Below are 11,037 nucleotides of genomic sequence, written 5' to 3'. Positions count from 1 at the left end.
TCCGGCATCGCCGTCGACCACCACCGGTGACGACAGTGTCGCCGGTGGCAACCAGGTCCTCGGCGACGTCGGTCTCCCGATCTCCGTGGTCGGCAACGCCGTCAGCGTGATCGGCGACTCCGAGTCGACCGGCACCTCGGCTTCCGCTCCGGCATCGTCCGGCGGAGGCTCGTCGACCACGGATGGTGACGACAGCCTCGGCGGTGGGAACCAGATCGACCTCGGCCTGGAGCTGCCGATCACGATCGGCGGCAACGCGATCTCCGTGATCGGGGACAGCGAGACCGCAGGTCCCGGGACGACCGATCCCACCACTCCGGTGGACCCGACCGACCCCACGGACCCCACGGACCCGACCGACCCGACGGACCCCACCACCCCGGTGACCCCCGTCGTGCCTACGGTCCCCGCCACGGTGATCACCACCGCGACGGCGGCGTCCTCGACCGGCTCGGTCATCACGGCCTCGGCCGCACGTTCAGCTGAGCCGACGCTCGCCGACACCGGCAGCGCTGCAGGCCAGCTCCTGCCGCTCGCCGGCCTCGCCACGGTCCTCGGCCTCCTGCTCCTGGCAGGCGGCGCGATCACCCGTCGTCGGATGAGCTAGTCCCGCACGAACGGACGAGCGGTGCCGACCCGGTCTCGGGTCGACACCGCTCGTCGGGGTGTCCGGGATCAGCTGGTCAGTGGTGCACCGGCGTGGTCGCCTCGGGGATCCAGTCGCCGGTCGCGAGGTACTGGACCTTCTTGGCGATCGAGACGGCGTGGTCGGCGAAGCGCTCGTGGTACCGCGAGGCCAGGGTGGCGTCGACGGTCGCGACGGGCTCACCCTTCCAGGTGTCGCCGAGGACCTTCTCGAAGACGCTGGCGTGCAGCTCGTCGACGTCGTCGTCGTCGTTGCGGATCTCGTCGGCGATGCGCGGGTCCTGGGTGCGCAGCAGTTCGGTCAGTTTGCGGGCGATCGAGACGTCGAGTCGACCCATCTCGGCGAAGGTGGTCCGCAGACCCTTCGGCACCGCCTTGTCGGGGAAGCGGTACCGCGACAGCTGGGCGATGTGCTCGGCCATGTCGCCCATGCGCTCGAGCGACGCGCTGATCCGCAGCGCGCTCACGACGATGCGCAGGTCGCGCGCGACCGGCTGCTGACGGGCGAGGATGTCGATGGCGAGCTCGTCGAGTTCGATCGCGAGCTGGTCGATGCGGTTGTCGTTGGCGATGACCTCTTCGGCGACCGCGACGTCCGAGTTGCCGAAGGACTGCGTCGCCTTCTCGATGGAGATCGTGACGAGTTCGGCGATCTCGACCAGGCGATCCTGGACCTCTCGCAGTGACTGCTGGAATACCTCGCGCATGGCTCTGGGTGCCGTCCTTCCGTGACCTGGCGGTGGGCAGGCAGACGCCCGCTCCGCCGATGATGCCGAACCAAGGTTAACAGTTGGGGCCCCAAGCGTGAACAGTCGTCGAAGTGGCGGGGTATTCGCGAGTTCGCCGTTCGACGGACTGAGTAACGTAGTACCCATGGACACCATGTGGTTGGTGCTGATCGCCCTGGCACTCGGCCTCATCGTCGGAGGCGGTTTCGTCGCCCTCATCACCGTCGCCTTCCACCGCGGAGAGCGCGCCGCGACGGTCGTCAACCCGGTCGTCCCAGACGGGGTCGACCAGGTGCTCGAAGCCCTCGACAGCGCGGGCATCGTCGTCGACCCGTCCAACAACGTGCTGAAGGCCTCCCCGGGGGCGTTCGCGCTCGGGCTGGTGCGCGACCGCGTGCTCGACAACCAGGAGCTCATCGACCTCGCGCTCGAGGTCCGACGCACCGGCGAAGCCGTTACGAGCGATCTGGAACTCGCGCTCGGGCGCTTCGGTGAGGCCACCCGCCACCTGCGCGTGCGGGCGGCGCCGCTCGGGTCTCGCTTCATCCTCCTCCTGGCCGAGGACCACACGGAGGCGCGTCGACTCGACGAGGTCCGCCGGGACTTCATCGCGAACATCAGCCACGAGTTGAAGACGCCGATCGGCGCCATCGGGCTCCTCTCGGAAGCGCTCGACACGGCGGCCGACGACCCGGAACGGGTGAAGCGGTTCGCCAGCCGGCTCTCGACCGAATCACAGCGACTCACCCGGATGACGGCCGAGATCATCGACCTCTCGCGGTTGCAGGCGGCCGACGCCCTCCATCAGCCGGAACTCGTCCGCCTCGATCGGGTCATCGCCGCGGCCGTGGACCAGAACCGTGTGCCGGCCGAGGCGACCGGGGTGGCGCTCTCCCTCAAAGGCGGTAAGAACCTCGAGGTGTACGGTGACGAGGCCATGCTCGTCGTCGCCGTGCACAACCTCATCTCGAACGCCATCCACTACTCGCCCACCGGCGCACACGTGGGTGTCGGCGTCCGCGCGGTCGACGACGTCGTCGAGATCGCCGTCACCGATCAGGGCGTCGGGATCGCCGAAGAGGACCGCGACCGGGTCTTCGAACGGTTCTTCCGCGTCGACCAGGCGCGGTCCCGCCACACGGGCGGCACCGGCCTCGGCCTCAGCATCGTCAAGCACACCGTCCAGAACCACGGCGGCGAGGTGAAGGTCTGGTCGCAGCTGGGCCGTGGCTCGACGTTCACCATCCGCCTTCCCAGAGCAACGACCCCGCCGGAGGACCTGTCCACCGGCACGGCAAGGAGTACCCCGTGACCCGCATCCTGCTCGTCGAAGACGAAGCGTCTCTGAGTGAACCACTGAGCTACCTGCTCGAACGGGAGGGGTACGAGGTCGAGGTGGCGGAGGACGGTCCCTCGGCGGTCCAGGCCTTCACGGCTCGCGGCGCGGACCTCGTCTTGCTCGACCTCATGCTCCCCGGCATCCCCGGGACGGAGGTCTGCCGTCAGATCCGCGCGGTCTCGAGCACGCCGATCATCATGCTGACCGCGAAGGACTCCGAGGTCGACATCGTCGTCGGGCTCGAGCTGGGCGCCGACGACTACGTCACGAAGCCCTATTCGACCCGCGAGCTGCTCGCGCGGATCAGGGCGGTGCTGCGACGCCGTGTCGAGGCGGACCAGGCGCAGGAGGAGGTGCTGCTCGAGGCCGGCACGGTCCGGATGGACACCGAGCGTCATGTCGTCGAGGTCAACGGGGCACCGATCCCGATGCCGCTCAAGGAGTACGAGCTGCTCGAGCTGCTCCTACGGAACGCCGGACGGGTTCTCACCCGTGGTCAGTTGATCGATCGGGTGTGGGGGAGCGACTACTACGGCGACACCAAGACGCTGGACGTCCACATCAAGCGCATCCGTTCCCGGATCGAGGCGAACCCCTCGGAACCGGTGATGCTCGTCACCGTGCGTGGGCTCGGGTACCGCTTCGAGGCCTGACGCCGGTCCAGGACGGACGAACGCCCCGCAACTCTGAAGAGGTGCGGGGCGTTCGGTCGTGTGGGGCGACGGAGCGTTATTCGGTCGGCTCCGTGGTGGGCGTCGCGAGCGGCGTCGGCGTCTCGGTGGGCTCATCCGTCGGCAGTGGCGTCGGGACGAGCGTGGAGTACTCGAGCAGCTCACCGGTGAGGACCGGCACACTCGCCGTGGCGCCCGTCTCGTCGCCGTACTGGAAGAAGACGTCCACGATCGCTCCGGGCTGGACGCCGAGGGACTCGATGCGCAGGGGGTCGTTGGCTCCCGAGCCGTCGAACGTCGTCAGGCCGGGCTCCGCGAGGACCTGGAACTGCTCGTCCTTGCCCTCGATCTCGATGAGCACCGTGTGGGCGCGGTCGTCGCGGTTCGCGACGCTGAAGACGAGGTTGCCGGTCTCGCCGTCGTCGGAGACGACGATGGCGTTGCGGACGGCCACCGAGCCGACGGTGACACCGACGCCGTCCGAGGCGTCGTACTGCTTCAGGGTCGCCTGCGGCGCGATGAGGTTGCAACCGCTCATGCCGAGTGCGACAGCACCCGCGACGACGATGGAAGCGATGAGACGCGCCTTCACAGAACCCTCCAAGATGTGGTGGCCCCGGGCGCAGACGAGTGACAGGTGTCCCGGGATCCGGATTCGAGTCTAGCCCACGGCTGCGGAGGGGCGTGGCCGGGTCGCCGACCCGTGATCGATCGGTTCACCACCCGGTCCGCTGGGCACCCGGTACCCGGCTCTGATCAGGGGTCCCGTGGTATTCTGGGAGACGCTGAAGGGACCGAGACCCATGATCTTCGAAGTTGGCGAGACCGTCGTCTACCCGCACCATGGCGCCGCGACCATCACCGAGGTGAAGACCCGGATCATCAAGGGCGAGGAGAAGCTCTACCTGAAGCTTCGCGTCACCCAGGGCGACCTCATGATCGAGGTCCCGGCCGAGAACGTCGACCTGGTCGGGGTGCGCGACGTCATCGGACGCGAGGGGGTCGACCGCGTGTTCGACGTACTCCGTGCGCCGTTCACCGAGGAGCCGACGAACTGGTCCCGCCGCTACAAGGCGAACCTCGAGAAGCTGGCCTCGGGCGACGTCATCAAGGTCTCCGAGGTGGTCCGCGACCTGTGGCGTCGCGACCAGGACCGAGGGCTCTCAGCAGGAGAGAAGCGGATGCTCGCGAAGGCCCGCCAGATCCTGGTCTCTGAACTGGCATTGGCGGAGCAGACCGACGAGGAGCAGGCGTCGTCCGTCCTCGATGAGGTCCTCGCCTCCTGAGCCGACCGTCCGTTCGGGCTGGGCGCCCGAGAAGTAGGCTCGTGGCATGACTGCGATCGACGAACCGGGTGCCGTTGCCGACCCCTCCATGGACGGCCCGGCCGTCGGCGTGATCGTCGTGGCGGCGGGCAGTGGGACGCGCCTCGGTGCCGGGATCCCCAAGGCGTTCGTGTCGCTCGCCGGCAGCACCGTGCTCGAACACGCGCTCGCCCCGGTCTTCCGCCTGCGCGACGCGGTCCAGGTCGTCGTCGTGGTCCCCGCGGATCGCGTCGGTGAGGCTGAGACGATCGGTCGTCGCGCGGCGGGGAAGGCGGCCGACCACCTCCGTGTCGTCGCGGGAGGCGACACGAGACAGTCCTCCGTCCTCGCCGGACTCGCCGCCCTGTGGCCGGGAGTCCGCACGGTGCTCGTCCACGACGCCGCACGGGCACTCACCCCGACCGACCAGTTCGAACGGGTGATCGACGCCGCGGAGCGGACGGGGTGGGGCATCGTGCCGGGGCTCGCGGTGACCGACACGATCAAGCGGGTCGACGCGAGCGACCTCGTCGAGCAGACCGTGGATCGGGCCGCCCTCCGAGCCGTCCAGACACCGCAGGCGTTCCCGCGTGATGCCCTCGTCGCGGCCTTCCGCGTCGCCGAAGACCGCCTGGCAGCGGCCACCGACGATGCGGCGCTCTACGCGGACGCCGGACACCCCGTGCTCACCGTCGGCGGCTCGGAGGCGGCGTTCAAGATCACGACCCCGTGGGACGCCCAGCGTGCGGAGCGACTTCTGGCGGACCGGGAGCGGGACCAGGAGCACGAGGTGGGCGCTTGGCCGACCACCTCGATCAGGACCGGCATCGGCATCGACGTCCACGCCTTCGCCGACGACGGCGAGCTGAGCCTCGCCGGCCTCAGCTGGCCGGGGGAACGGCCGCTGGCCGGACACAGCGACGGGGATGCGGTCGCCCACGCCATCGTCGACGCCCTGCTGTCCGCTGCCGGCCTCGGCGACATCGGCTCCATGTTCGGCACCGACGACCCCCGCTTCGCCGGGGCGAGCGGCGAGGTCTTCCTGCGGGCGGCTGTCGAACGGCTGCACGCTGCGGGCTTCGTCGTCGTCAACGTCGCGGTGCAGCTCGTCGGCAACCGCCCGCGGTTCGCGCCGCGTCGGGCGGAGGCGGAGGGTGTGCTGAGCGCGCTGGTCCACGGACCGGTCAGCGTCGCGGCGACGACCACGGATGCGCTCGGGTTCACCGGCCGCGGCGAGGGCGTCACGGCCATCGCCACCGCCCTCGTCGAGCGCCGCTGACGGGTCGGTCCTCAGTCGGCGGACGTGCCCTCGTCGACCGATGCACTGAGCCCGAGGAACCGCCCGTATTCGCCGGCAGCTCGTCGGAACCCCGCCTGCACCCGCTGCGACAGCGGTTGGAACGGTGTCGGGGTGACGACGACGCCGGTCGCACTCGTCCGTCGGCGCCAGGTGCCGACGACGCGCCCGTCGACGGTGATCATCGGGAGGAAGATGCCGTTCGCGCCGGGCACGATGCGGTCTGCGAACGCCGCCGGGAGCGTCAACTCGCGGTCGCGGTAGCCGAGGAGCAGCTCGTCGAATCCGGGCAGCGCGAGCACCCGCGGTGGTCGTGGAGCAGCTGAAGGTCCGATGCCCTCGGCGGTCGACCAGCGGGTGACCCCGTCGCGCGACTCTGAGACCAGCCGTCCGGCGGCCACCTCGACGCCGCGTTTCGCCTGGGCGACGGTGAGCTTCGACCACCAGGTGAGGTCGGCGATCGTCGACGGGCCGTGGCCGGTGAGATACCGGACGACGAACTCTCCGAGCGCCTCGTCGGCCTCGAGTACCCGCGGGGCACGGATCCACTCCTCGCTCAGGACGAGTGCCTGTTGTCTTCCCGCGGGCGGTCCCCAGCAGACCACGCCCGACATCGCGAGTTCCATGATGAGGTGTGAACCTCGTTGTCCGTCGATCGGGATCCCGGCGTCGGTGTGGGCCGTCAGCAGCGCATCCCTCGTCGCGCGCCGATGCCCGCTGAGCAGTCGCTCGGTGAGTGCACGGGAGCGCGAGAAGGTCTCGGTGTCCAGCCCGAGCTGACGGTGTCTGGCCGCGATCGTCGAGCGGACCCGCGGGACACCGAGTCCGAGCAGCCACCCGAGGTCCTCGGCGGCGACGAGATGCAGGGTGCCGCGCATCGGCCAGGACCGGACGATCGAACCGTCCTCGAGCGCCAGGAGCACCTCGGCCATCGTCGTGCCGCTCGACCTGACGCCGACCGCCCACAGCGACGAAGCGAGGTCCTGGGCCTGGACCGCGAGCAGCTGCGAGACCACAGCCGTGGGGGAGTGGTGATCGCTTCCGTCGAGAAGCTGTGCCGCGAGTCGCGCACGGAGAACCTGCTGGTCGTCGCGTCCCGTGGTCATGGGACCATCATGCCCCGACGACGGCGGCTAGTCTGGTCTCGTGGCCCTCCGACTCTACGACTCGAAAACGCAGTCCCTCCGGGACTTCGTGCCGCTCCGCGAAGCCGAGGCGGGGCTGTACGTCTGCGGACCGACCGTGCAGTCCTCTCCGCACATCGGGCACCTGCGCAGCGCGCTCGTCTACGACCAGCTGCGACGCTGGCTGACGTCCTCCGGGCTCCGAGTCACACTCGTCCGCAACGTCACCGACATCGATGACAAGATCCTCGCGAACGCCGCCGCCGGCGTCGAGGGCGGCTTCGCCCAGCCCGGCGAGGAGTGGTGGGCGCTCGCCTACCGGTACGAACTCGAGTTCACGGCCGCCTACCGCGCCCTGGGCATCCTGCCGCCGAGCTACGAGCCACGCGCGACGGCGAGCATCCCGGAGATGCAGGAGCTCATCGAGCGGCTCATCGACGCCGGGCACGCGTACCCGGCTCCCGACGACTCCGGCGACGTCTACTTCGACACCGCCTCATGGAGCCGCTACGGCGAACTCACGCGGCAGAGCGCCGAGCACATGGAGGCCGCGACCGACGCCGACCCGCGCGGCAAACGCGATCCTCGCGACTTCGCGCTGTGGAAGGGCACCAAGCCTGGGGAGCCTCGCTCGGCGAGCTGGATGTCGCCCTGGGGCGAGGGACGTCCCGGCTGGCACATCGAGTGCTCCGCGATGTCGACCAAGTACCTCGGCGAGGAGTTCGACATCCACGGCGGCGGACTCGACCTCCGCTTCCCGCACCACGAGAACGAGCTCGCCCAATCGAGCGCAGCCGGCGACCCCTTCGCCCGGTACTGGTTGCACAACGGGCTGGTCGCCGTCACGGGCGGGCAGAAGATGTCGAAGTCCCTCGGCAACTCCGTCTACGCCGCCGACCTCCTGGCAGCAGCCCGGCCGCTCGTCGTCCGCTACTACCTCGGTGCAGCGCAGTACCGATCGACGCTCGAGTTCCATCCGGGCGCACTCGCCGAGGCCGAAGCCGCACTCGGACGCATCGAGGGCTTCCTCGATCGTGCCGCCCGCGCCGACCTGCTCACCGAGACGACCACGGCCGCCAGTCGAGCGACGCTCCCGGCCGCCTTCGTCGAGGCGATGGACGACGACCTGAACATCCCCCGCGCGCTCGCCGTGTTGCATGACGCCGTGCGCGTCGGCAACGCCGCCCTCGATGGCGGCGACGACCTGGCGACAGCCCGCGAGCGTGCGGTCGCCGTCCTCGACATGACCCGGGTGCTCGGCATCGACCCGACCGACCCCTCGTGGTCGTCGGGCACCGACCCCGTCACTCACCGATCCCTGTCCGCACTCGTCGAGCGTCTGCTCGTCGATCGCGCGGACGCCAGGGTCGCCAAGGACTTCGCAGCGGCCGACCGGATCCGCGACGAACTCACAGCGGCTGGGATCACCATCGAAGACACCCCGTCCGGAGCACATTGGAGTATCAGTGGCAAGTAAGCCTTCCCGCCCGACCGGGCCGAAGAAAGCGAAGAAGGGTCCCACCAAGGGCACCGGTGGCCTCGGCCGCAAGGCGCTCGAGGGTCGTGGACCGACCCCCAAGGCCGAGGACCGCGCCTGGCACCCCGCCGGCAAGCGGAAGGCCGCGCAGGAGCGCTACGCGGCTTCCGGCGGCACCGGCAAGCCAAGGCAGGCGGCCGGCCAGAACGGACGCCCGTCCACGAACGGCCGGACCAAGCAGAAGTCGAGCGACGAGTCCGAGGTCGTCACCGGCCGCAACTCCGTCCTCGAAGCGCTCCGCGCGAAGATCCCCGCCACCACGCTGTACGTCGCGACCCGCATCGAGATGGACGACCGGGTGAAGGAGGCGCTCAGCATCGCCACCCGACGCGGGATCCCGGTGCTCGAGGTCATGCGTCCGGAACTCGACCGCATGGCCGGGTTCGACGGCGTGCACCAGGGCCTCGCCATCAAGGTGCCGCCCTACGAGTACGCGCACCCCATGGAGTTGCTCGACCAGGTCATCGCCCGTGGCGAGAACCCGCTGTTCATCGCCCTCGACGGCATCACCGACCCCCGGAACCTGGGTGCGATCATCCGATCGACCGCAGCCTTCGGTGGTCACGGCGTGATCCTGCCGCAGCGCCGGAGCGTGGGCCTCACCGCCTCCGCGTGGAAGACCTCGGCCGGCGCGGCGGCTCGGACGCCGGTCGCGATGGCTGCCAACCTCACTCAGACGCTCAAGGCGTTCAAGGAGCGCGGCGTCTTCGTGATCGGTCTCGACGGCGACGGCGACGTCTCCCTTCCCGGGCTCGAACTCGCCGACCAGCCGATCCTCGTGGTCGTCGGCAGCGAGGGCAAGGGTCTGTCCCGCCTCGTCACCGAGACCTGCGACGCGGTCGTGTCGATCCCGATCTCGGCCTCGACCGAATCGCTCAACGCCGGGATCGCGGCCAGCGTGACGCTGTACGAGATCGCGCGTCGCCGGAACGCCGAGTAGGCGACCGGCGCTCGCGCCGCGCGAACGAGGACAGGCCCTCGGAACGGATCTCCGTTCCGAGGGCCTGTCTGTCGTCAGCCGAGGTGTCGGACCCGATCAGACGAGGTCTCGCCAGTCGACCGGTCCGGTCATGGCGGCGGGGATGCTGATCGCCTCGGTCGGCGGCACGATCATGGTCGCCTCGTCGCGGCGGTGTCGCAGGACGGTGTTCACGTAGGAACCGACGGCTTCCGCGAGGGGGATGTCGCGACCCTCGTTCTGCGCGAGGAACCAACGGTGCTCCAGAAGTTGGTGGAAGATCTCGGCGGGCTCGAGCTTGCCGCGGAGTTCGCGGGGGATCGCCTTCACCACCGGCTCGAACACGCGGATGAGCCACTCGTGGGCCGCCATCTCCTCGTCGAACCCGTCCTTCCCGAACGAGGCCGAATACGCGTCGAGGTCGTTGAGCAGGCGCCTCGCCTGGTTCTCGCCCGCGTCGAGACCGGTGAGCCGCAGGAGACGGCGCTGGTGATGCCCGGCGTCCACGACCTTCGGCTGGATCCGCACGGTCGAGCCCTCGTCGGTCGTCTTGATCGCGAGTTCCTCGATGTCGAAGCCGAGTTCGTTCAGGCGGTGGACGCGCTCGGTGATGCGCCAGCGCTCGGACGCGTCGAAGGACTCGGAGCCCGTGAGCTCCTTCCAGAGCGACCGGTAGGCGGCGACGATGCCGTTGCTCACGGTGACCGGGTCGAGCTCGGCGTCGGCGCGTCCGCCGGCCTCGAGGTCGAGGAGCTCGCCGGCGATGTTCACGCGGGCGATCTCGAGGTCGTTCTCACGCTGCCCGTTCGATAGGCCGCCCTCGTAGAGCTTGCCCGTCTCGGCGTCGACGAGATAGGCCGCGAAGGCGCCCGCGTCGCGCCGGAAGAGCGTGTTCGACAGCGACACGTCGCCCCAGAAGAAGCCGACGATGTGCAGTCGGACGAGGAGGACGGCGAGCGCGTCGACGAGGCGGGTCGCGGTGTCGGGCCGGAGGGTGCCCTGGAAGAGCGCGCGGTAGGGGAGTGAGAACTTCAGGTGCCGCGTCACGAGCACGCTCGGCAGCTCGCGGCCCTTGCGGTCGCTCCGGTTCGTGATGACCGCGAGGGGGTCGACGCAGGGGATGTCGAGGCGCTGCAGGGTGCGCAGCATGTCGTACTCGCCCTTCGCCATCTCCGCGGTCGTCTCCTTGACGGCGATGACGTAGCCGGACAGGTTCGCGAACCGGACCAGGTGGCGCGAGATGCCCTTCGGGAGCGAGGCGATCGCCTCATTCGGCCAGTTCTCGAGGGGGAGCTCCCAGGGGAGGTCGAGCAGCGCCGGGTCGACGGTGGCAGCGGTGATGTTCAATGCGCCGGACATGGTGCGGAGCGCTCCTCGGGGATCGTCGTGCAGAGACTGGACAAGCGAAAACGACGATGGCCGAGCGATCGGAGA

The 11,037-nt window shown here is 69.7% G+C and carries 10 protein-coding genes and 1 pseudogene; 7 read left to right on the top strand and 4 right to left on the bottom strand.

Features of this window, described 5'->3' with window-relative positions; genetic code table 11:
• A pseudogene (locus BIU99_RS19960) lies at positions 1–607 on the top strand (hypothetical protein); the annotation flags it as partial.
• A gap of 76 nt (positions 608–683) precedes the next feature.
• Here the strand turns inward: BIU99_RS19960 and phoU are convergent.
• Positions 684–1,352 (bottom strand): phosphate signaling complex protein PhoU, encoded by a 669-nt coding sequence (gene phoU / locus BIU99_RS11185; RefSeq protein WP_064296372.1) that lies wholly within the window; start codon positions 1,350–1,352, stop codon positions 684–686.
• Positions 1,353–1,518: 166 nt separating this feature from the next.
• Here phoU and BIU99_RS11180 point away from each other — a divergent pair, with 166 nt between their 5' ends.
• Both BIU99_RS11180 and BIU99_RS11175 read left to right on the top strand, forming a co-directional pair.
• Positions 1,519–2,685, top strand: a complete 1,167-nt coding sequence (locus tag BIU99_RS11180) for a cell wall metabolism sensor histidine kinase WalK (RefSeq protein ID WP_064296371.1) — start codon at positions 1,519–1,521, stop codon at positions 2,683–2,685.
• Complete coding sequence (locus BIU99_RS11175) at positions 2,682–3,365, top strand: response regulator transcription factor (protein ID WP_064296370.1); 684 nt, start codon at positions 2,682–2,684, stop codon at positions 3,363–3,365. The genes BIU99_RS11180 and BIU99_RS11175 overlap by 4 nt, the downstream gene beginning before the upstream one ends.
• A 76-nt stretch (positions 3,366–3,441) precedes the next feature.
• Here BIU99_RS11175 and BIU99_RS11170 read toward each other — a convergent pair whose 3' ends face one another.
• The gene (locus BIU99_RS11170; protein ID WP_064296369.1) at positions 3,442–3,975 is read right to left on the bottom strand and encodes a hypothetical protein; all 534 of its coding nucleotides are present in this window, start codon (positions 3,973–3,975) and stop codon (positions 3,442–3,444) included.
• A 211-nt stretch (positions 3,976–4,186) separates the two neighbouring features.
• On the opposite strand from BIU99_RS11170, the gene BIU99_RS11165 reads away from it, so the two are divergent.
• Positions 4,187–4,669, top strand: coding sequence for a CarD family transcriptional regulator (locus tag BIU99_RS11165; protein WP_064296368.1), 483 nt, complete (start codon positions 4,187–4,189; stop codon positions 4,667–4,669).
• A gap of 46 nt (positions 4,670–4,715) precedes the next feature.
• A complete protein-coding gene (gene ispD, locus BIU99_RS11160; protein WP_071261196.1) occupies positions 4,716–5,966 on the top strand; it encodes a 2-C-methyl-D-erythritol 4-phosphate cytidylyltransferase in 1,251 nt (416 codons plus the stop codon).
• A gap of 11 nt (positions 5,967–5,977) precedes the next feature.
• Here the strand turns inward: ispD and BIU99_RS11155 are convergent, their stop codons facing one another.
• The gene (locus BIU99_RS11155; protein ID WP_071261194.1) at positions 5,978–7,090 is read right to left on the bottom strand and encodes a winged helix DNA-binding domain-containing protein; all 1,113 of its coding nucleotides are present in this window, start codon (positions 7,088–7,090) and stop codon (positions 5,978–5,980) included.
• A 40-nt stretch (positions 7,091–7,130) separates the two neighbouring features.
• Here BIU99_RS11155 and cysS point away from each other — a divergent pair, with 40 nt between their 5' ends.
• Together cysS and rlmB are read left to right on the top strand one after the other, a co-directional pair.
• On the top strand, positions 7,131–8,585 hold the full coding sequence (gene cysS, locus BIU99_RS11150; RefSeq protein ID WP_071261193.1) for a cysteine--tRNA ligase: 1,455 nt from the start codon (positions 7,131–7,133) through the stop codon (positions 8,583–8,585).
• Positions 8,575–9,585 carry a 23S rRNA (guanosine(2251)-2'-O)-methyltransferase RlmB gene (gene rlmB, locus BIU99_RS11145; RefSeq protein WP_064296364.1) on the top strand — a complete coding sequence of 337 codons (1,011 nt, stop codon included), beginning with the start codon at positions 8,575–8,577 and terminating at the stop codon, positions 9,583–9,585. Before cysS ends, rlmB begins: the two co-directional genes overlap by 11 nt.
• 96 nt (positions 9,586–9,681) lie before the next feature.
• Here the strand turns inward: rlmB and BIU99_RS11140 are convergent, their stop codons facing one another.
• Positions 9,682–10,962, bottom strand: a complete 1,281-nt coding sequence (locus tag BIU99_RS11140) for a DUF4032 domain-containing protein (protein ID WP_064296363.1) — start codon at positions 10,960–10,962, stop codon at positions 9,682–9,684.
• Positions 10,963–11,037 lie beyond the last annotated feature (75 nt).

This window comes from Plantibacter sp. MMLR14_011, from assembly GCF_001865025.1.
Lineage (GTDB): Bacteria > Actinomycetota > Actinomycetes > Actinomycetales > Microbacteriaceae > Plantibacter > Plantibacter flavus_A.
Note: the sequence above shows the minus strand (reverse complement) of the source record. Positions and strands in the feature narration are given on the sequence as shown.